This is a genomic window from Amycolatopsis acididurans (assembly GCF_012328925.1).
Lineage (GTDB): Bacteria > Actinomycetota > Actinomycetes > Mycobacteriales > Pseudonocardiaceae > Amycolatopsis_E > Amycolatopsis_E acididurans.
Genome location: NZ_JAAXLS010000028.1, coordinates 61,508 through 81,480, shown reverse-complemented (window position 1 = coordinate 81,480; position 19,973 = coordinate 61,508). Strand labels below are relative to the sequence as shown.

The window sequence follows — 19,973 nt, the reverse complement described above, 5'->3', positions numbered from 1 at the left end:
TCGGGCACGCTCGTGCCCGAAGTCCGAGTCTAGGCCAGGGCCTTGACAGCACTGGTCCGGGCCTGCTTGAGGCCGTCGTGTGACGAACGCGGAGTTTACATCCGCGCCGGCCTGCCTCTACCTTCCTTGCGAAGCCGGTCCCCCATCCGTAGGAGGCCCCCGGGTGCGCGTTCCCGCGGTGGTGGCCCCCACCCTGCTCGTTTTCGGCGGTTCGCTCACGCTGGGCGGCGTCGCGACGTGGCTGGCACTGGCCGGCCTCGTCTCCCCCGTGCTGACGATCCCGATGCACGTCGCCGCCGTGTACGGGCTGTTCGTCGTCGTGCACGAGTCGGTGCACCACGCGGCCGGCCGGATCACCTGGGTCAACGATCTGCTCGGCCGGATCGCGATGCCGTTCGTGTCGTTCGTCGGCGCGTTCCCCTCGGCCCGGTTCCTGCACCTCGACCGGCACCGCAACGACGCCGAGGCGCATCTGACCTCGTGGAACGTCCGCGGGCCGCGCTGGCAGCTGCCGCTGCGGTGGGCGCTGGCCGACATCTGGTACCTCTGCGACTACCTGCGGCGCGGCGCCGCGCGGCCCCAGCTGGAGGCCGCGGAGGCGCTGGCCATGCTGGCCGTGGTGCCCGGTTCGCTCGCCGCGCTGGCCGGCGCGGGTTACGGCTGGCAGCTGGTGGTCGTCTACCTGCTGCCGCAGCGGATCGCGATCGCGATCGCCTCGTGGTGGTTCGACTGGTTCCCGCGCAAGCAGCGACCAGGCGCGCGCACCTATCACCGCGTGCACGCCCGTTATCCCAGCGTGCCGTTCCACCGTTATCTGCAGGCCTGGCATGCCGGGCAGGCCCCGGCCGGGCGGATGGCCGTGGTGCGGGAGCGGCCCGCGCGGTTCCACGAGCTGACGGTGTCCGCGGTGCGGCCGCTGGCACTGGGCACCGTCGCGATCGATTTCGCGGTGCCCGAGCGGCTGCGGCCGGAGTACGCCTTCGCCCCGGGCCAGTACGTCGTGGTCCGGGCGGCCGTGAACGGCGAGGTGCTGGAGCGGACGTACGCGATCTGCTCGGCCGACGCGCTGCGGATCGCGGTCAAGCAGGTGCCGGGCGGCCGGTTCTCCACCTATGCGGCGACCCGGCTCATGGTGGGCGAGAAAATCGAGGTGCTGCCGCGGGCGGGAGCGCGCGTGCTGGATCCCGGTCCTCGCGAGGCCAAGCAGTACGTCGCGATCGTGGCCGGGATCGGCATCGCCCCGGTCCTGCCGCTGCTGGAGCACGCGCTCGCGACCGCGCCGCGCTGCCGGGCGACGCTGCTCTACATCAACCGCAGCGGCGCGGACACCCTGTTCGCCACCGAGCTGACGGATCTGACCAGGCAGTTCGAGGGCAGGCTGCGCATCCAGCACTTCCGCACCGACGAACGCGATCCCGATCTGCGCCCGCCGCGGCCCGCACGGCCGTTCGACAGCATCGGCACGGCGCTGGCGATCTCCTACGAGCGCTACCGGGCGGGCGGGCTCGACGGGCGGCGGTTGCGGACGCTGCTCGAGTCACGGCTGCATCCGGCCAAGGTCGACCAGTGGCTGGTCTCCGCGCCCGCCGAACTGGCCGAACCACTGCTGACCGCGCTCGGCGAGCACGGCGTGCCCGCCGGGGCCGTGCACCGCGAGGAGTTCACTCACGCAGCCGGAGCGCCAGCCTCGGGCATAGCCTGACCGCTTCCCTGGCGTATCCCGCCAGCTCGGCGGGCACCTCCGGTTCGCGCGAGCGGTCACGCGCCATCGGGTAGCCCCACGGGTCGGCGTCGAGGGTCTCCGGCAGCAGTTCGGCGCACAGGCCTCGGCCCTCGCACGCGGTCCAGTCGATATGCAGTCGCACCTTCGTTTTCCTTCCTCATCCGCGCGGCGCATCCGCCACGCAGGTGCCAAGCGATTTCGTCGCCGAACACCGACAACGTGCTGCGCACGAAGCGCGCGGTGCCGTCGGGGTGGTGGCACGCGCCCCGCCCCTCGACCAGGTCGGCCAGCCAGGCCACCCGTGCGGCCAGGTCGGGGCCGCCGCCGTCGGCCAGTGCGGTCATCGTCTGTGCGATGGCGGGCAGCCCGCGCAGGCACGGCCCGCACTGCCGGGCGCTCTGCTCCGCGAGATAGCCGACCACCTTGGTGGCCGCGGCGAGCCCGCATTCCCCGGCGCCGAGCGCGATCACCACGCCCGCGCCCGGCGACCCGCCGATCGGCCGCAGTCCCTCACGCGACATCGGAGTTCGAAGGCCTGCCGCCGGGACCCAGGTGCCGTGGTAGCCGCCGATGAGCACCGCGCGCAGGTCGCCGGTTTCGCCGAGCACCTCCCGCAGCGGCACCCCGACTTCGAACTCGCGCACGCCCGGCCGTGTGACGGCGCCGCTGACGGTGGCCAGGAACGTGCCCGGTTCGGCCGCCGTGCCCCGCCGCCGGAACCAGTCCGCGCCGTAGCGCGCGATCTGGGCGATGTGCGCGAGCGTCTCGACGTTCTGCACGAGCGTCGGCCGCCCGCGCACCCCGGAGTGCGCGGTGAGCGCGAGCCGGTCGGCGGGGCGGGCGGGACGACCCTCGATCGCCGACACGACGGCCGATTCCTGGCCGCTGACGAACGCTTCCGGTGCGTGCACGACGCGCACCGCGATCGCGTCCCAGCCCGCGCGCTCGGCCAGTGCCGCGCGCACCGCGTCGGAGGCCTTACCCGCCGGGACGTAGAGATAGGCCTCGGAGGCGCGGACCGCCTCGGCCGCGAGCTGCAGCCCGTCGAGCACGAGATGCGGTGCGCGCACCAGCAGCGTGTGGTCCTTGCGGCTCGCGGGCTCGCCCTCCGCGCCGTTGCCGATGACGACGGCGTCGCGGCCCGCGGCGACGGTCGCGAGCTTGCGCGCCACCGGGAATCCGGCGCCGCCTCGGCCGGTGAGCCCGGCTGCTTCGAGGTCGCGGATCAGGGTGCCGGCCTCGCGGCGCCACGGGATGGGGCCGGACACACGGTGGTGGGTGGTCAGATCCGGCGCGGTCGCGTCGAGCAATCCGGTCTTCATACGTGTGCTTTCTGTCGAGAAGGAACCGTGGCCACGCGCCAGCCGAGCGCGCCGAGTACCGCGGCCACGCAGATCACGGCGAGCGAGAGGAACCACGCCGCGCCGCTGTCGGTGCCGTTGCCGAGCGCGTGCACCAGCGCCGTCGGCCACAACGCGTAGGCGGCCCAGTGCACCGCGCGCCACGTGCGCTCGCCGATGCGGTGCCGGACGAGGCTGGTCGCGACGAGCGCGATCAGCAGGTCCAGCGCGACCGTGCCGAGCCCCTGCCAGAACGGCCGGTAGTTGCCGACGAACGGGAACACGATGTCGAACAGGCGCAGTTGCGCGTACGGATCGAACAGCAACAGCCCCACGTGCAGCCCGAGGAACACCGTGGCGACGAGGCTGACGTTGCGGTGCACCGCGGCCACGGCGAACCGCGGCAGCCACGGCGCGGGTTTTCCCGACCGGGTCGCGATACCGAGGAACACCGAGACGGTGAGCAGGACCAGCGCCACGACGCCGGTGCCCCGCCCGTAGTCCCACAACGCGGTCGCGGTCATGACGGCCACCCGTTCAGTGTCAGCACCGTGCCGTCGACCGCGACCAGCCGCGCCGCGGCGGTGAGGCTGCCCGGCGCGCCGTGGCCCCGCACGAGTGCGGCGGTGGAGAACGCGTTGGCATCGACGCACCGGTCGGCGACCACGGTGGCGCTGCGCCACACGCGTGGTGCCGGCTGGCACGTCCGCGGGTCGAGCACGTGGTGCAGGACCCGGTCGCCGCGCCGCCAGCTCCGGCTGCTCGTGCTGGAGGTGGCCATCGCCGCCCCCGAGGGGATCCGCACCTGGCACGCCGGATCGCCGGGCCGGTCCTGCACGCGCACCCGCCAGCCCCCGGCCGGGCCCGCGCCCGCGGTCGCGAGATCGCCGCCCAGTTCCACCATGACGCCGGTGTCCAGTGCGCCCGCGACGAGCCGGGCGCAGCGGTCGGCCGTCCACGCCTTCGCGGTCGCGCCGAGGTCGACCCGGATGCCGCCGGGCACCGTCAGTTTCCGCCCGTCGAGCCGGATCCGGCGCCAGCCGGGCGCCGGCCGTACCTGGACCGGCACGGCGGGCCCGTCCAGCGGGACCAGCGGCAGGTCACGGTCGTAACCCAGCGCCGCCAGTGCGTTGCCGAGGGTGGGATCGACGTCGCCGCCCGTCTGCTCGGCCGCGCGCAGTGCCGCGGCGATCAGCCCGGCCAGCAGTTCGCTCACCTCGACCTCGGTGCCCGCCTGCTCGGCGAGCGCGAGTTCGGAGTCGGGCCGGAACCGGCTGCACGCCTTGTCCACGGCCGCCAGTTCCTCTTCCACCAGCGCCCGCGCGTCGGTCAGCGCGCCGGGATCGGTGACCACGACCCGCGCCGTGGTGCTCCATACCGGCCACTGCGTGACGGTGTCGCCGGTGAGCAGTGTCGTGCTCATGGTCACGAACCCCTCGATTGCCCGTGTGCCGCGATCCCGCTGTTGTCGGGCTGGACGGCGACGCCGGAGTTGGACTGACTCTGACTGTCCGTTGTGGACTGCTGGGTGCTGGTGCTGCTACTGGTGCCCTGGCTCGACGTGCCGTTGACCGTGCAGGCGACCAGCGTCGTCCCGGCGATCCCCGCCACGGCGACGCCGGTGGTCACGATCGCGACCCGGCGCAGGCCTTTTTCCCTGATGTTCACGACTGTCCCTGATTCTGGTTGTTGCGCTGGGCCGAGGTGGCTTCGCTGACGCGTTCCAGCGTCGCGGTGTTGCCCGAGGCGGTCGCGGTGACCGTCACGGTGTCGCCGTTGGCGATGCCGGAGACGCCGGCGCTGCCGATCGTGTAGGTCTTGGTGTACCCGTCCGCGCTGCGCGCGGTCAGTTCGGTCGCGCTCAGCTCGGTCACGGTGCCGGTCTGGGTGAGTTCGGTGGTGTAGCCGCCGTTTCCGTCGGAGACGACGTACTCGCCGTGCAGCGAGCCGGCCAGCCCGAACTGCCCGCCACGGGGCCCGCCCTGCATCATCTGGCCGCCGGGGCCGCCCTGCGTACCGGAGGAGGAGCCGGTCGAACCCGAAGCGGCGTAGATGGCGGCGCCGCCGGCGGCCACCACGGCGACCGCCACCGCGGCGGACACCACGGTCTTCCTGGTGGACCAGCGTTGCGGCGGCCTGTTCTGCGGCGCACCCCACTGGTGCTCTCCGGCGTCCGAAGTGGACGGAGGGAGCTGCTCGGTCGTCATGTCGGTCCTCTCGTGTCTGCGACTTGCGTGAGAACCACGGTGCGACCGGTGTCTGTGACATCGCTGTGGACGCGTTGGGCTAATGCTGTGGCCCTGTTTCACACAGCGACTACACAGGAAACACACAACGACCCCACACGTACCGGAGCGATCGTCGTGTCATGAACGTGCGGAAGTCTGCCTCCGGCCGGACGCGGCGGCGCGTGCGGCCGCTGCGGACGAAGCTCATCGCCTCGCTGGTCGCATTGCTCACCGTCGTGTGCGTGCTGATCGGCGTGATCAGCGAGCTCGCGCTGGGCGCGTTCCTGACCCGTCAGGTGGACAGCCAGCTGCACGACACCATCGCGCGGGCGCAGATGACCGACGACCACCACGGCCCCGATCCGGGCCAGGCACTGACCATCTCCGGCACGGTGACCGGCACCGTGCACGCGTGGATCTCCAGCACCGGCACGCACGCCGAAATGCTGGCCACCGAAGGGGATTCGCACGAGGCGCACCCCGTTCCCCTTGGTGGGGGCGACGAGCAGGTGCTGAGCAGGGTCGCGGGCAACGGGGTCGTGCAGACCATCTCGCTCTCCGGCGGCGACTACCGGGTCATCGCGATCGCCACGCCCACCGGTACCGAGGTGTTCGGGCTGCCGCTGGGCCAGGCGCAGGACACGTTGTTCACCGTCGGGCTGATCCTCGTCGCCGTCGCCGCCATCGCGGTGCTCGGCGCCGGGATCGTCGGCGCGTTCGTGGTGCGCCGCACGCTGCGCCCGCTCGACCGGGTCGCGGCGGCCGCCTCCAAGGTCACCGAACTGCCGCTGGATCGCGGGGACGTGGCGCTGTCGGTGCGGGTTCCGGTGACCGACACCGATCCGAGCACCGAGGTCGGGCAGGTCGGGTACGCGCTCAACCAGATGCTCGGGCACATCGACAACGCGCTGGACGCCAGGCAGGCCAGCGAGACACGGGTGCGGCAGTTCGTCGCCGACGCCAGCCACGAACTGCGCACGCCGCTGGCCGCGATCCGCGGATACGCCGAGCTGACGCGCCGTTCGCACGGCCGGGTGCCGCCGGACATCGCGCACGCGATGAACCGGGTCGAGTCCGAGGCCTCCCGGATGACCACGCTCGTCGACGATCTGCTGCTGCTCGCGCGCCTGGACGCCGGGCGGCCTCTGGAGGAGACCGAGGTGGACCTCACCCGGCTGGTCGCCGACGCGGTGGGCGACGCGCACATCGCCGGCCCCGATCACCGGTGGCAGCTGGAACTTCCCGACGAAGGTGTCCTCGTGCGGGGCGACGCGCAGCGGCTGCACCAGGTGCTGGCGAACCTGCTCGCCAACGGCCGCACGCACACTCCACCCGGCACGACCGTGACGACCCGCCTTGCCGTGTCGGCCGACGGGAGCGCGGTGCTCACCGTCACCGACAACGGGCCGGGTATCGCACCCGAGCTGCTGCCGAACGTCTTCGAGCGGTTCGCCCGGGGCGACTCCTCCCGCTCCCGCGCCGCCGGCAGCACCGGGCTGGGGATGGCGATCGCGGCGGCCGTGGTCGCCGCGCACCACGGCAAGATCGGCGTGCACTCGCGGCCCGGCCGCACCGAATTCGAGGTCCGGCTGCCGCGCACAGGGTTCTCACAGGGTCGGCACAAGCATGGCCAAGCTCGCGCCGACACAGTGAAGGCATGACCGTCCTAGCCGACCGATCGGCCTCGAACAGCCCGTCAGCCGCCTCCCGCCGCCGCACCGGCGAGCCCAGATGGGTGCGGCCCGCGGTGCTCGGGCTGCTGTTCGCGACCGCGGTGCTCTACATCTGGGGCCTGGGCGCGTCCGGCTGGGCCAACGCGTTCTACTCGGCCGCCGCGCAGGCCGGTGGTGAGAGCTGGAAGGCCTGGTTCTTCGGCTCCAGCGACCCGTCGAACGCGATCACGGTCGACAAACCGCCCGCCGCGTTGTGGGTGATGGGGCTGTCGGTCCGGCTGTTCGGGCTCAGCTCGTGGAGCGTGCTGGTGCCGCAGGCGCTGATGGGCGTCGGCTCGGTGGGCGTGCTGTACGCGACGGTGCGGCGGGTGAGCGGGCCGGGCGCCGGGCTGCTCGCCGGCGCGGTGCTCGCGCTGACGCCGGTGGCGGCGTTGATGTTCCGGTTCAACAACCCCGACGCGCTGCTGGTGCTGCTGCTCGTCGTCGCGGCCTACGGCACGGTCCGCGCGATCGAAAAGGCGAGCCCGAAGTGGCTGATGCTCGCCGGGGTCGCGATCGGCTTCGGCTTCCTGGCCAAGATGCTGCAGGCGTTCCTCGTGCTGCCCGGTTTCGCGCTGGCCTACCTGATCGCAGCGCCCACCTCGCTGGGAAAGCGCTTCCAGCACTCGCTGGCCGCGCTCGGCGCGGTGATCGTCTCGGCGGGCTGGTACATCGCGGTGGTCGAGCTGTGGCCCGCGTCGTCGCGGCCGTTCATCGGCGGCTCGCAGAGCAACAGCATCCTGGAACTCACCTTGGGCTACAACGGTTTCGGCCGTATCACCGGTGACGAGGTGGGCAGCCTCGGCGGTGCGCAGAGCAGCGGCAGCTGGGCGCGGCTGTTCGGCAGCGAGATGGCAGGCGGGATCGCGTGGCTGCTGCCCGCGGCGGCGCTGGCGTTGTGCGCGCTGATCTGGCTGACCTGGCGTGCACCGCGGACCGACGCCACGCGCGCGTCCGCGATCGCATGGGGCGGCTGGCTGATCATCACCGGTGGCGTGTTCAGCTTCATGAGCGGCATCATCCACCCCTACTACACCGTGGCGCTGGCCCCGGCGGTCGCCGCGCTGGCCGGCATGGGCGCGACCCGGCTGTGGCGGCTGCGGTCCCATCCGATCGCGGCCGGGCTGCTCTCCAGCGGTATCGCGCTGACCGCGCTGACCGCGTATCTGGTGCTGGGCGACTGGCAGCCGTGGCTGAAGTACACGGTGCTGCTGATCGGACTCGCCGGAGCCGCGTTGATCCTCGTCGCGGACCGGCTGCCGGTGACCGCCGCACGCGGGGTCGCGACGGTGGCGCTGGTGGCCTCGCTCGCCGGATCGGGCGCCTACACGGCCGCGACGGCCGCGACCGAGCACACGGGGGCGATCCCGGCCGCGGGACCGAGCGGAAGCGCGTTCGGTGGTTTCGGCGGCGGCATGCCGGGGGGTGCTCCCGGCGGCGGCCAGGGTGGCTTCCCCGGCGGCGGTGGCCGGGGTGGTGGCATCGGCAGCCTGCTCACCACGAGCACGCCGAGCGAGGCCCTGACTTCCTTGCTGCGCACGACAAGCGCGGGCTACACCTGGGCAGCGGCGACCGTGGGCTCCAACCCGGCGGCGAGCTATCAGCTGGCGGCGGACGTGCCCGTGATGGCCGTCGGCGGGTTCAACGGCACCGATCCCGCGCCGACGCTCGCGCAGTTCCAGGACTACGTCAAGCAGGGAAAGATCCACTACTTCATCGGCACCGGTTCGCAGATGCGGTCCTCCTCGGGCAGTGACGACGCGCAGGAGATCGCCGACTGGGTCGCGGCCACCTTCACCGCCACCACCGTCGGCGGCGCCACGGTCTACGACCTGACGTCCTGATCCAGCCCCGGTTCCCCTTTCACAGAGCGGGCACAGCGAAGGCACAAGGCCACCCCAGGGCGAGCGCCCACTGTGGACTCATGACCGTTGCCATGCCTGTTCAGTCCGCGCCACGGGCCGGGACGACCCCGATCGACACCAGGGCCGGCCGGCCCGTGCTCGACGTCGTCATTCCGGTCTACAACGAGGAAACCGACCTCGAACCGTGCATCCGGCGCCTGCACGCGCACATGTCCGCCACGCTGCCCTACCGCTTCCGGATCACGGTGGCGGACAACGCCAGCACCGACACCACACTCGAAGTCGCCGAGCGGCTCGCCCGCGAGTTCGACGAGGTCGAGGTCCATCATCTCGACGAGAAAGGCCGTGGCCGCGCACTGAAAGCGGTCTGGTCCACTTCGGACGCTCCGGTGGTCGCGTACATGGACGTCGACCTCTCCACCGATCTCGCCGCGCTCGCCCCGCTCGTCGCGCCGTTGCTGTCCGGGCATTCGGATCTGGCGATCGGGTCCCGGCTGGCGAAGGGCGCGCGGGTGGTGCGCGGGCCGAAGCGGGAGTTGATTTCGCGGTGCTACAACCTGATCCTGCGCGGCACGCTCGCCGCACGGTTCTCCGACGCGCAGTGCGGGTTCAAAGCCATCCGCGCCGACGTGGCCAGGCAGCTGCTGCCGCTGGTCGAGGACACCGGCTGGTTCTTCGACACCGAACTGCTCGTGCTGGCGCAGCGCGCGGGACTGCGCACGCACGAGGTGCCGGTGGACTGGATCGACGATCCGGACTCCTCGGTCAACATCGTCGCGACCGCGACCGCCGACCTCAAGGGCGTGGCGCGGATGATCAGGGCGTTCGCCACGGGATCGCTGCCCATCAGCGAACTGCGCGCCCAGCTGGGGCGGGAACCGATCGGCGTCTCGACGCCCGGCGTGCCCCCGAAGCTGGCGACCCAGCTGGTCCGCTTCGCCGCCGTCGGCGCCGGCAGCACGCTGGCCTACCTGCTGCTGTTCCTGGTGCTGCGGCTGGGCATGGGCGCACAGGCCGCGAACTTCCTCGCGCTCGCGATCACCGCGGTGGGCAACACCGCGGTCAACCGGCGCGTCACGTTCGGCATCCGCGGTTGCTCCCGCGTCGCACGGCACCAGTTCGAGGGGCTGATCGTGTTCGGCCTCGGGCTCGTGCTCACCAGCGGTTCGCTCGCGCTGATCCCGGCCACCAGCGTCGCGCTCGAAGTCACCGTGCTCGTGCCGGCCAACCTGGCCACCACCATCCTCCGTTTCGTCCTCCTGCGTGGCTGGGTGTTCCACCCGCGGCGCCAGGGCGACCCAGTGCAGGGGCAATCGTCATGACCAGCGTTCTCACCGGGCCACCGCGGGCAGAACCGCGGCACCGGGCGAGCGGGCCCGGCCGGTCCGGAAGTCCGAAGTGGATCACACCGGCCGTGCTGCTCCTGCTCGCCGGGACGGCCGTGCTGTACTTCTGGAACCTGACCGCGTCCGGCTACGGCAACAGCTTCTACGCCGCCGCCGTGCAGGCGGGCACGCAGAACTGGAAGGCGTGGCTGTTCGGCTCGCTGGACTCCGGTAACTCGATCACCGTGGACAAGCCGCCCGCCGCGATGTGGGTGGCGGTGGGCTTCGCGCGCGTCTTCGGGTTCTCCAGCTTCGCGGTGCTCGCCCCGCAGGCGGTCATGGGTGTCGCGTCGGTCGGCACGCTCTACGCCACCGTCAAGCGCACCTCCGGTCCGGTGGCCGGACTGTTCGCCGGAGCGACGCTGGCGCTGACCCCGGTGGCGGCGCTGATGTTCCGGTTCGACAACCCCGACGCGCTGCTCGTGCTGCTGCTCGTGACCGGCGCCTGCTGCACGGTCCGCGCGATCGAGAAGGCCGGTCCGAAATGGCTTGTGTTCGCCGGGGTCGCGATCGGGTTCGGCTTCCTGACCAAGATGCTGCAGGCGTTCCTGGTGCTGCCCGCGTTCGCGCTGGCCTACCTCATCGCCGCGAACACCTCGCTGGGCAAGCGTTTGCTGCACCTGGCCGCCGCGACGGTCGCGGTGCTCGTGTCCGCGGGCTGGTTCGTCGCGCTGGTGGAGATCTGGCCCGCGTCCTCGCGGCCCTACATCGGCGGCTCGGCGAACGACAGCCTGCTCGAACTCGCACTGGGCTACAACGGTCTCGGCCGCATCTTCGGCGGCGACGGCAACGCCGGTGGCGGAATGGGCGGTGGCGGCGGTTTCGGCGGCAGCGCCGGGATCACGCGGCTGTTCAACTCCTCCTGGGGCGGGGAGATCTCGTGGCTGCTGCCCGCTGCGCTGATCGGGCTGGGTGCCGGGTTGTGGTTCACCCGGCGCGCGCCACGCACCGACCGCACGCGGGTCGCGCTGGTGCTGTGGGGCGGCTGGCTGCTGGTCACCGGGATCGTGTTCAGCTACATGAGCGGCACGGTGCACCCGTACTACTCGGTCGCGCTGGCTCCGGCGATCGCCGCACTGGTCGCCGTCTCGGGGCGTGCGCTGTGGCTGGGCCGGGCCAACCTTTCCGCACGGGTGGTGCTCGCCGCGATGGTCGCGGTGACCGCGATCTGGGACTACATCCTGCTCGACCGTTCCCCGGACTACCTGCCGTGGCTGAAGTTCGTGCTCGTGGCGGTGGGGCTGCTCACGGCCACCGGGATCGCGGTGGGGCTGCACGAGTTCCGGCGCGCCGCGACGGTGCTGCTCGCGGCGGCGGTGCTGACGCTGGGCCTCGGCAGCGCGGCGTACGCGGTGACCACCGCGAGCCGGCCGCACACCGGCTCGATCCCGGCTTCGGGCCCGTCCAGCACCTCGATGGGCGGCAACATGGGCGGGACGCCGCCGACGGGCAGCGGCCAGGCGCCCGGCGGCTCCGCGCCGACCGGTGCCGGACGGGCAGCCGGTGGCGCGCAGGGCGGCGAATCGTCCACCGAACTGACCACGTTGCTGTCGCAGACCACGACGAAATGGGCGGCGGCGGCAGGCAGTTCGCAGACCGCGGCCGAGCTGGAACTGGCCAGCGGCAAGGCGGTGATCGCGATCGGCGGCTGGAGCGGCACCGACAACTCGCCGACGTTGGCCCAGTTCAAGGCCTATGTCGCGGCCGGTGAGGTCAAGTACTACCTCGCGGGCGGCATGGGCGGCGGCGGTACGGGCGGCACCGATTCGTCCTCGAGCGCGATCCAGCAGTGGGTCGAGGCGAACTTCAGCTCGATCACGGTCGGCGGTTCGACGGTGTACGTGCTGACGTCCTGAGCGGTCCGATCTCACAGGTTCGCTTCACAAAGACCACAGGGCCACCACAGGCGGGCGCTCGACACTGGACAGCAGAGGCAAAGGAGGGAACCATGATCAATCCCCTCGCTCAGGTCGTCTGGCACAGTGCGAGCGCCCGCGGCCCTCGGTCGGTCAACGCCGACGCGGCGAGCGGTTTCGGTGAACCGCCCGTGTTCGCCGTCGCGGACGGGATCGGCGACTCCCCCGCCGCGGCCCGCGCGGCGCGGATCGCCGTGTCGGCCGCCGTGCTCACCTCGGCGGGCCCGGTGGACTCGCTGCTGGCCGCGCAGGGGGCGGTCAGCGGCGATCCGTCCTCGGGCGACTGTGTCCTCGTGGTCGCGGTGCCCTACGCCGGCGGCTATCACATCGGCTGGGTCGGCGACGTCCGCGCCTACGCCTGGGACGGTGCTTCACTGCGGCAGCTCACCCACGACCACACGCTCGCCCAGTACTTCCGCGACCGCGGCCAGGACGCCTCGCCGCAGATGGAGCACATGGTCACCACGAGCGTGCGCACCGCGGGCGCGACCCGGTTCGGGCTCACCGCGCTGCGCCGTCCGGCCGGCCTGCTGCTGACCACCGACGGGGTGCACAAGCGCCTTCCGCCTGCGACGATGGCCGAACTCCTGCGGCGGCCCAGCAACTCCGCCCGGTCCCTGGTGGACGCCGCGCTGGCCGCGGGCGGCACCGACAACGCGACCGCACTGCTGGTCGAATGCGAGCCGCGGCTTTCCGAACCGGCCACCGAGGCGTTCGCGGTGGCGGCCTGATCCGTGGGTCAGGCGAGCGCGAGCAGTGCGATGGCGCCCGCCGCGCCGCACAATCCGGCGACCTGCCGCCGGCCGATCCGTTCCCGCAACACCACCAGGGCCAGCACGACCGGAATCGCCGGGTACAACGCGGAAAGCACGGTGGCGATGGCGACCAGCTGCTGATGGCTGGCGACCCAGTACAACACGATCGCGACGCTGCCGAGCGCTCCGGCACCGGCCGTCGTGATCGCCCAGCCTCCCGGCACGCGCAGTCCGGGCCGGCTGCCCGCGATCAACGCGATGATCACCACCACGGACACCACACGGCTCGCCGCCACAGGCCACAGCCCCGCCGCGAGCGGAACGCGCGTCATGCCCAGAAACTGCACGGCGAACCCGACGCCGGCGATCAGTGCGTCCCGCAGGGCCGGCGCCGGGGTCGTGCGGTGCTGCCCCGGGGGCGCCGGCTCGGCGGAGGTCAACCAGATCGCGGGCAGCGCCAGTGCGACACCGACCGCGCTCATCACTCCCGGTCGCTCCCCCAGCAGCGCGAAGCCGACCAGCACCGGAATGGCCACCGCCCCGACGTCACTGATCGGCACCACGACGCTGAGCGCGCCCCGGCTCATCGCGCGGTAGAGGAACGCCACCCCGACCCCGGTTCCGGCACCGGACAGCGCGCCCCAGCACAGCTCCGCCGGCGAGGCCGCCGCGGATGTCCACACCAGCGCGGCGAGCACGGTGACGACGGTCCCGCCCACTTGCGCGAACAGCGACACCGTCAAGGCGGGTGCCCGCCGCGCGGCCAGGCCGTTGACGAAATGGGTGACCCCGAAGCACACGGCCGCGAACAACGCCATCAGCTCACCCACACCGGCCCGCCGCCTTCGTCCGTTCGGCCTGACCGACCGGGCACACCTGCCCGCCGGCGACGCAGCACGCGCGGTCGCACAGCCGGCACAACCGGGCTGCGTCGGGCCGTTCCGCATAAGCGCCGGCCAGGAGCTTGCCGAGCAGGGCGACCAGCGTTTGCTGTTCGGACCCGCTGAGGCCGCCCACGATCCTGGCCAGCTGCTCCTCGCGGGAACGCAGTATCCGCCCGGCCATGCGCCCGCCTTCGGCCGTCAGACGGACGGAGACCGACCGGGCCGAGGTCACGTCGCGCTCGATCAAGCCATGGGCCGCCAGCGTGTCCACCATGCGGGTCGCCGCGGGCTGGCTCAGCCCGATGCGCCTGCCCAGCGCGGTGACCGACAGTCCGGGCTCGGTGGAGAGCACCACGACCGCGGCGGCCGCACTCGCGCTGACACCAGCAGCCGTGACGGCGCCGGCCAGCATCAAGTCACTGATCGTCAGGGCCGCGGCCCCGAGCAGGTTGCACGCTCGCTTCTCATGCATGAGTCATGCATACCCAAGCCGTTCGCGGTGAAACATGCGGGCGCAACGGCAAGTGCTACCGGTTTCGCTCACAATCCGGGAAGTCCCTCAATCGGGAGCGGTTGCCGCCGGATTTGGGCCTGGCTACCATTGACAACTTGAGCGCGAATCGCACCCGATCGTCGGCGAGATAACGGGGTGGCCAGGGGAAGATGGCGCGGGCCAATACGCGGAACGACATTTTCCTGAATTGTCCGCCGGTTTTGGAGCGGCACACGTTCAGCGCAATGGAAAGCTCGATTCAGCACCGCGGTTACCGGTGGGCAACCTACGGTGACTCTGAAGTGTGGCCGCTGGGAGTGCGGAGCGTGACGATTGGGCCGTCGGAGTCATTTTCCCCGACGAGTCCTGCGCGCACCGAAACGGTGACTGCTTAAGCTGACAACGAATCCAGGTTCGTGACTACGCGTTTGGGGAGCAGCATGAGCACTGTCCCGGTGTTCAGACACCGTGAGCCGTTGACGCGTAGCGATCTGGAGTCAATCACCGATGACGCCCACCGCTATGAGCTGGTGGATGGGGTGCTCCTGATGAGCCCATCGCCCCGTCCACTGCATCAGCGCGTCGTGACGCGCGTCCTGGCCGCGGTCGTCAAGGAATGTCCCCGCGACTGCGAGGCACTGCCCGCGCCCGTGGATGTGGTGCTCGCGGAGGATACGGTGCTCATTCCCGACGTCGTCGTGGGACGCCGGGCGGATTACACGGAACGGGCACTCGTCGGGGTGCCCGTTCTTTCGGTCGAGGTCATCTCCCCGTCCAGCCGCCTGATCGATACCAAGCTCAAGCGCGCCAAACTGGCCGAGGCCGGCTGTCCGCACTACTGGATCGTGGACCCCTACGTACCGAGCGTGCTGTGTCTGTCGCTGGCCGACGGCGAGTACGTGGTCGCCGCCGAGGCGAAGTACGACAGCACTGTCACGCTGGAGTTGCCGTTCCCGGTTTCGCTCGTTCCGGAGGACCTCGTTTCCGACTACTGAGGCCTAAGCTGGGGTATGCGTATCGCGGTGCGCGCGTCCTGGCTGTTCGACGGCACGCGCCTGCGTGCCGATCCGGTCGTCGTGATCGACGGCGAACGTATCGAATCCGTCGCTTCCGGCCCACCGCCGCCGGGAGCCGCGCTGGTCGAGCTGCCCGGCGCCACACTGCTGCCCGGCCTGATCGACCCGCACGTCCACCTCGCCTTCGACGCCGGAGCCGCGCCGGTCACGACGCTCGCCGAACGGTCCGATGTGGACGTACTGGCCGCAATGGAACGCGCGGCGCGCACCGCCCTGCGTGGCGGCGTCACGACGGTGCGCGACCTGGGCGACCGCGGCTACCTCGCCCTGCGGCTGCGCGAAACCGTGCGGGGACTGCCGACCATCCTCGCGGCGGGACCGCCGCTCACCACCGCCGCCGGGCACTGCCACTATCTCGGTGGCACGGTGCGCCCGGGTGCCGCCGGAATGCGGGCGGCGGTGCGCGAACGGGCCGAACGCGGCACCGAGGTCATCAAGATCATGGCCAGCGGCGGCACCCTGACCCCGGGCACCCGCCAGTACAAAGCCCAGTTCGAGGTGACCGAGCTGCGGGCGGCGGTCGAGGAGGCCCACCGGCACGGGCTTCCGGTCACGGTGCACGCGCACGCCGTGCCCGCCATCGAGAACGCCGTCGCGGCCGGGGCCGACGGGCTGGAACACGTGAGCTTCTGGACGGCGGACGGCGTCGGCACCCCCTCCCCCGGACTGGTGGGCGAGATCCTCCGGCGCCGGGTCGTGCTGGGCCTCACCGTCGGCACCGCGCCGAAGCCGGGCGGGCCGCGGCCGCCCGCCGACGTGCTGCGCCGCATGCCGTTGATCAGGGCGAACCTGCGGATGCTGCGTGAGGAAGGCGCGACGATGGTGATCGGCACCGACGCGGGCATCGGTGCCGTGAAGCCACACGACGTGCTCCGCCACGCCCTCCCCCAGCTCAGCGAGCTCGGCTTCGATCCGGCGGAGGCCCTGCGCACGGCGACCGAGGGCGCCGCGAAGGTGTGCGGTGTCGGCGATCGCAAGGGCAGGATCGCGCCCGGTTACGACGCCGACCTCCTCGCCGTCGACGGCGATCCGCTGACCGACCCCGCCGCGCTGCACCGCATCCGCGCCGTCTACTCGCGCGGCACCCCGGTGGCTGATTAACCCGCCGGCTGCAGGTGGACGACCTTCGTCCTGGTCATCTCGTCCAGCAGTTCCGGCCCGTAGCCGAAGCCTTCGCCGCTGGCGGCCCTCGGCTGTGCCGCGCCGCCGGGTGCGCCGCCGAACACCGCGTTGACCTTGACGGTACCGACCGGCAGCTCACGCCACGCGCGCTGGGCGTGGTCCATCGAATTGGTGAGCACGGTCGCCGCGAGCCCGTAGCGGTCGTCGCACGCTTCGCGCAGCGCCTGGTCGAAATCGTCCACGACGCGGACCGGCGCGACCGGACCGAACGTCTCCTCCCGCAGCACGCGCATCTGCGGAGTGCAGCCGGTGAGCACCGTCGGCGGATAGTAGGCGCCTTCACCCGGCTCGCCGCCTGTCCGCACCGTCGCACCCTGCTCCCGCGCCTCGGTCACGTGCGCGTGCACCTGCTCGCGCTGCCGCGTGTCGACCAGCGGCGGGATGGTCTGCTTGCCCGCCTGCGCGACGAGCGCTTCCACGAAGCGGTCGGCGATGTCGCGGTGTGCGTAGATCCGCTCCACGGACACGCAGATCTGGCCGGCGTTGGCGAACGAGCCGAGCGCGGCCTGCTCGGCGGCCCATTCCGGGTCGACGTCGCCGTCCACGATCAGGGGATCGTTGCCGCCGTTCTCCAGGATCGTCTTCGCCCCGGTACGCGCCGCCGTTTCGGCGATCACCCGGCCGGTGGCGCTGCTGCCCACGTGCGCGATCACGTCGACGCCCTCGTGCCCGGTCAGCCGCGCGCCGACCTCGCCGTCGCCGGCGACGCAGGTCAGCACGCCGCCCGGCAGTTGCGCGGCGACGAGTTCGCTCATCCGCAGTCCGGTTTCCGGGCAGCGTTCGCTCGGCTTGTGCACCACGGCGTTGCCGGTGGCCAGCGCCGCGCCGAGCAGGCCGCACGCGACCGCGACCGGGTCGTTCCACGGGGTCAGCGCGAGCACCACGCCGCGCGGTTCGGGCACCATCAGGTCGGTGGCCGCCCAGTCGCCGTGCAGGGTGCGGCCGCGGTGCAGCGGGCCGAGTTCGGCGTACTGGTCCAGCGTGCCCGCCCCCGCGAGCACCCCCTCCCAGGCCTCCTCGACGAGCTTGCCGGTCTCCTTGTTGTTCAGTTTCGCCAGCTCGCCGGCGTGGTCGCGCAGCGCCGAGGCGGCCGCCCGGAGTGCGGCCGCGCGTTCGGCGGCGGGTGTTCGCGCCCAGCCGGGGAACACTGTCCTGGCGTCGTCGATCACGTCAGTCATGGCGCAGAAGTACCCAGTGAGCGGTACCGTGAATCGCGTGAGCGACAAGGACATCATCGGCAACATCGACGCGCTGATCGCCGAGGAGCACGAGCTGCGCACCAAGGCCGTCGGCGCCGGTCTCGACGAGTCCGACCGCGACCGCATGCGAGTGCTGGAAACGCAGCTGGACCAGTGCTGGGATCTGCTGCGGCAGCGACGCGCGCGACGCGAGTTCGGTGAGGACGACGCCGACGCCGAGGTACGGCCCGCCAGCGAGGTGGAGTCCTACCGCCAGTAGACGATCTCGCCCGGCCGGAGCAAGATTGACTTGTGGCGCGGAAAAGGGTCACCAACCTGGTCACGGCCGGCATCGTCGCGATACTGATCGCGGCGGCGCTGATCGCCGTGGTGCTGCTCAGGCGCGGCGGTTCGCAGTCCGCGACGCCGTCCGGCCCGTCGTCCTCGACCGGCCCGGTGCTCGCGGTCAAGATCGACAACGTGGCCGAGGCCAGGCCGGCGACCGGGCTCGGCTCGGCCGATATCGTCTACGTCGAGCCGGTCGAGGGCGGCCTGACGCGCGTTCTCGCGGTGTTCTCCGGCGGCCGGCCACCGGTGATCGGCCCGGTGCGCAGCGCCCGCGAGACCGATTACGACGTGCTCGCCCAGTTCGGCAAACCGGTCTTCGCCTACTCCGGCGCCGCTCCCCCGGTCGTCCAGGCGCTGCACGCGCCGCCGCTGTCCGACCGGATCGTCAACGCCTCCCCCGCCGAGGCGCCCGCGGCCTTCGTCCGCGACGATTCGCGCGCCGCGCCACACAATTTGTTCGTCCACACCGGAAATCTGCCCACGAGCGACGGCCCGGCTCCCGAGGCCGTGTACGCCCGTGGAGCGGCACCCGCGGGTGGCACTCCGGCGACGAGCTTCACCGCGAAGTTCCCGGCGGCCTCCTACGAGTTCCGCTGGTCCGATGGGAAATGGCTCGTGTGGGCGGACGGAAAACCGTACACCTCAACCGAATCCGGGCAGCTCGGGGCGAGCACGGTGATCGTGCAGAAGGTCGCCGTCCACCAGACCTCCTATCCGGAGGACGCGCAGAGCCCGACGGCACCGGTGGCCGAAACCATCGGCAGCGGAACGGCGACCGTGCTGCGGGACGGGCAGAGCTTCGCCGCCGACTGGTCACGCACCCAAGCCGGATCCGGCACGACCTTCACCACCACCGGCGGGCAGCCGTTGCCCGTCGCCGACGGACCGGTGTGGGTGCTGCTCACGCCGTGAGATACGGGATCGTCTGCGGTCCCTCCGGCAGCACGCATACGTTTGCGTCCGGGCTCAGCCGCGCCAGCAGCGCGGAGATGTCGGCGGTCTGCTCCAGGTGCGCGGCCGCCAGGTCGGCGTCGCTGAGGCAGGACGTGTGCATCACGACCCGGCAGTCGGCCTGGATACGGGCCTGGATCTGCACCTGCCACTGATCCGGCACGGTCTCGGGGCGGGCCTCGATCTCGTCCAGCAACGCGCGCGGCGACGCGGCCGAGGACAGCACTTCGCGATAGGAACCGTGGTCGGGAAAGCCGTCCCGGCATTCCGCGGCGCACACGATCAGCCCGCCGGGGCGTACCACCTGGTGCGCGGCCGACATGCCCTTCATCCGCTTGGCCGCGGCGGCGGCCGCGAAGTGCATCGGCAGCAGGTCACCGCCGAACGCGGCCACGATGTCCTTGTCCCGGTTGAGAATCACGTCGAGACCGAACGTCACCCCGGCGCCTTCGGCGATCGCCCGCACGTCGTCGTGCACGGGATTGCCCTCCAGCACACCCCGCGTCGCCCGGCGGTCGCCGATCCGCGCGGCGTCGTGCAGCACCAGCACCGTGTCCAGCGCCGCGAGCCCGGGTGCGACGAGTTTCGGTCCGCCGGAAAAGCCCGCGAAGAAGTGCGGTTCGACGAACCCGGTGGTGATCCGGACATCGGCGTCGGCCCATTCCGGGTTCAGCCACACCGGAACGTCGTTGCCGAAGTTTCCATCCACCGCAACGGTTCTCGCGCGTCGTGGTTCACCACGCGCACCGAGTCGACCACCGCGTCGCCGAACATCGCCCGCAGCTCCGCCTCGGTGTTGCCGCGGTGCGTCCCGGTCGCCACCTGCACCACGATGTCGTCGAGGTCGATCACGCCGTCCAGTTCGGACAGTACCGCCGGGATCATCAGGTGCCGTGGCTGCGGGCGGGATGAAACACCGGCTCGATGACCGTCGCGG

General features: G+C 71.8%; 21 protein-coding genes. 10 read left to right on the top strand and 11 right to left on the bottom strand.

Translation table 11 applies throughout. The features are described from left to right. Nucleotides 1–163: 163 nt before the first annotated feature. Nucleotides 164–1,702, top strand: coding sequence for an FAD-binding oxidoreductase (locus HFP15_RS43985; RefSeq protein ID WP_168519942.1), 1,539 nt, complete (start codon nucleotides 164–166; stop codon nucleotides 1,700–1,702). Here HFP15_RS43985 and HFP15_RS43040 read toward each other — a convergent pair. Genes HFP15_RS43040 through HFP15_RS28995 form a run of 6 tightly spaced genes read right to left on the bottom strand, consistent with a single transcriptional unit; the run spans nucleotide 1,662 to nucleotide 5,270 of the window. Next, nucleotides 1,662–1,808 (bottom strand): ferredoxin, encoded by a 147-nt coding sequence (locus HFP15_RS43040; protein ID WP_246272128.1) that lies wholly within the window; start codon nucleotides 1,806–1,808, stop codon nucleotides 1,662–1,664. The two genes, HFP15_RS43985 and HFP15_RS43040, sit on opposite strands and share 41 nt — an antisense overlap. Continuing rightward, nucleotides 1,759–3,045 (bottom strand): NADH-ubiquinone oxidoreductase-F iron-sulfur binding region domain-containing protein, encoded by a 1,287-nt coding sequence (locus HFP15_RS29015; protein ID WP_168519941.1) that lies wholly within the window; start codon nucleotides 3,043–3,045, stop codon nucleotides 1,759–1,761. The genes HFP15_RS43040 and HFP15_RS29015 overlap by 50 nt, the downstream gene beginning before the upstream one ends. Further along, the gene (locus tag HFP15_RS29010) at nucleotides 3,042–3,587 is read right to left on the bottom strand and encodes a ferric reductase-like transmembrane domain-containing protein (RefSeq protein ID WP_168519940.1); all 546 of its coding nucleotides are present in this window, start codon (nucleotides 3,585–3,587) and stop codon (nucleotides 3,042–3,044) included. Before HFP15_RS29010 ends, HFP15_RS29015 begins: the two co-directional genes overlap by 4 nt. After that, a complete protein-coding gene (locus HFP15_RS29005) occupies nucleotides 3,584–4,486 on the bottom strand; it encodes an FAD:protein FMN transferase (protein ID WP_168519939.1) in 903 nt (300 codons plus the stop codon). The genes HFP15_RS29010 and HFP15_RS29005 overlap by 4 nt, the downstream gene beginning before the upstream one ends. A 2-nt stretch (nucleotides 4,487–4,488) precedes the next feature. After that, on the bottom strand, nucleotides 4,489–4,731 hold the full coding sequence (locus tag HFP15_RS29000) for a hypothetical protein (RefSeq protein WP_168519938.1): 243 nt from the start codon (nucleotides 4,729–4,731) through the stop codon (nucleotides 4,489–4,491). Continuing rightward, nucleotides 4,728–5,270: a hypothetical protein gene (locus HFP15_RS28995; RefSeq protein WP_168519937.1), complete on the bottom strand. Its 543-nt coding sequence runs from the start codon at nucleotides 5,268–5,270 to the stop codon at nucleotides 4,728–4,730. The genes HFP15_RS29000 and HFP15_RS28995 overlap by 4 nt, the downstream gene beginning before the upstream one ends. A 161-nt stretch (nucleotides 5,271–5,431) precedes the next feature. On the opposite strand from HFP15_RS28995, the gene HFP15_RS28990 reads away from it, so the two are divergent. The 5 genes from HFP15_RS28990 (at nucleotide 5,432) to HFP15_RS28970 (ending at nucleotide 12,900) form a co-directional block, all read left to right on the top strand. Then, on the top strand, nucleotides 5,432–6,952 hold the full coding sequence (locus HFP15_RS28990; RefSeq protein ID WP_168519936.1) for a sensor histidine kinase: 1,521 nt from the start codon (nucleotides 5,432–5,434) through the stop codon (nucleotides 6,950–6,952). Further along, entirely contained in the window at nucleotides 6,949–8,847 is a 1,899-nt protein-coding gene (locus HFP15_RS28985; RefSeq protein WP_168519935.1) for an ArnT family glycosyltransferase, read from the top strand. Before HFP15_RS28990 ends, HFP15_RS28985 begins: the two co-directional genes overlap by 4 nt. An 80-nt stretch (nucleotides 8,848–8,927) precedes the next feature. Beyond that, complete coding sequence (locus tag HFP15_RS28980; RefSeq protein ID WP_168519934.1) at nucleotides 8,928–10,190, top strand: bifunctional glycosyltransferase family 2/GtrA family protein; 1,263 nt, start codon at nucleotides 8,928–8,930, stop codon at nucleotides 10,188–10,190. Beyond that, nucleotides 10,187–12,109 carry an ArnT family glycosyltransferase gene (locus HFP15_RS28975; protein WP_168519933.1) on the top strand — a complete coding sequence of 641 codons (1,923 nt, stop codon included), beginning with the start codon at nucleotides 10,187–10,189 and terminating at the stop codon, nucleotides 12,107–12,109. The genes HFP15_RS28980 and HFP15_RS28975 overlap by 4 nt, the downstream gene beginning before the upstream one ends. A gap of 92 nt (nucleotides 12,110–12,201) precedes the next feature. Then, a complete protein-coding gene (locus tag HFP15_RS28970) occupies nucleotides 12,202–12,900 on the top strand; it encodes a PP2C family protein-serine/threonine phosphatase (RefSeq protein WP_168519932.1) in 699 nt (232 codons plus the stop codon). 8 nt (nucleotides 12,901–12,908) lie between these two features. Here the strand turns inward: HFP15_RS28970 and HFP15_RS28965 are convergent, their stop codons facing one another. Both HFP15_RS28965 and HFP15_RS28960 read right to left on the bottom strand, forming a co-directional pair. Further along, entirely contained in the window at nucleotides 12,909–13,754 is an 846-nt protein-coding gene (locus tag HFP15_RS28965) for an EamA family transporter (protein ID WP_168519931.1), read from the bottom strand. Beyond that, on the bottom strand, nucleotides 13,747–14,280 hold the full coding sequence (locus HFP15_RS28960) for a MarR family winged helix-turn-helix transcriptional regulator (protein ID WP_168519930.1): 534 nt from the start codon (nucleotides 14,278–14,280) through the stop codon (nucleotides 13,747–13,749). Before HFP15_RS28960 ends, HFP15_RS28965 begins: the two co-directional genes overlap by 8 nt. A gap of 461 nt (nucleotides 14,281–14,741) precedes the next feature. Here HFP15_RS28960 and HFP15_RS28955 point away from each other — a divergent pair, with 461 nt between their 5' ends. Both HFP15_RS28955 and HFP15_RS28950 read left to right on the top strand, forming a co-directional pair. Continuing rightward, entirely contained in the window at nucleotides 14,742–15,296 is a 555-nt protein-coding gene (locus tag HFP15_RS28955) for a Uma2 family endonuclease (RefSeq protein ID WP_210718010.1), read from the top strand. Nucleotides 15,297–15,311: 15 nt separating this feature from the next. Beyond that, on the top strand, nucleotides 15,312–16,478 hold the full coding sequence (locus HFP15_RS28950; RefSeq protein ID WP_168519929.1) for an amidohydrolase family protein: 1,167 nt from the start codon (nucleotides 15,312–15,314) through the stop codon (nucleotides 16,476–16,478). On the opposite strand, the gene HFP15_RS28945 is transcribed toward HFP15_RS28950, so the two are convergent. Beyond that, nucleotides 16,475–17,737, bottom strand: coding sequence for an aldehyde dehydrogenase family protein (locus HFP15_RS28945; RefSeq protein ID WP_246272119.1), 1,263 nt, complete (start codon nucleotides 17,735–17,737; stop codon nucleotides 16,475–16,477). The two genes, HFP15_RS28950 and HFP15_RS28945, sit on opposite strands and share 4 nt — an antisense overlap. A gap of 37 nt (nucleotides 17,738–17,774) precedes the next feature. Between HFP15_RS28945 and HFP15_RS28940 the strand changes: the two genes are divergently transcribed. Together HFP15_RS28940 and HFP15_RS28935 are read left to right on the top strand one after the other, a co-directional pair. After that, nucleotides 17,775–18,017: a DUF2630 family protein gene (locus HFP15_RS28940; RefSeq protein ID WP_168519927.1), complete on the top strand. Its 243-nt coding sequence runs from the start codon at nucleotides 17,775–17,777 to the stop codon at nucleotides 18,015–18,017. A gap of 32 nt (nucleotides 18,018–18,049) precedes the next feature. Then, entirely contained in the window at nucleotides 18,050–18,997 is a 948-nt protein-coding gene (locus HFP15_RS28935) for a DUF3048 domain-containing protein (protein ID WP_312871798.1), read from the top strand. On the opposite strand, the gene HFP15_RS43035 is transcribed toward HFP15_RS28935, so the two are convergent. Both HFP15_RS43035 and HFP15_RS43615 read right to left on the bottom strand, forming a co-directional pair. Then, nucleotides 18,987–19,745, bottom strand: coding sequence for a lactate racemase domain-containing protein (locus tag HFP15_RS43035; protein WP_312871797.1), 759 nt, complete (start codon nucleotides 19,743–19,745; stop codon nucleotides 18,987–18,989). The genes HFP15_RS28935 and HFP15_RS43035 overlap by 11 nt on opposite strands. Further along, the gene (locus tag HFP15_RS43615) at nucleotides 19,706–19,921 is read right to left on the bottom strand and encodes a lactate racemase domain-containing protein (protein WP_281355665.1); all 216 of its coding nucleotides are present in this window, start codon (nucleotides 19,919–19,921) and stop codon (nucleotides 19,706–19,708) included. The genes HFP15_RS43035 and HFP15_RS43615 overlap by 40 nt, the downstream gene beginning before the upstream one ends. Nucleotides 19,922–19,973 lie beyond the last annotated feature (52 nt).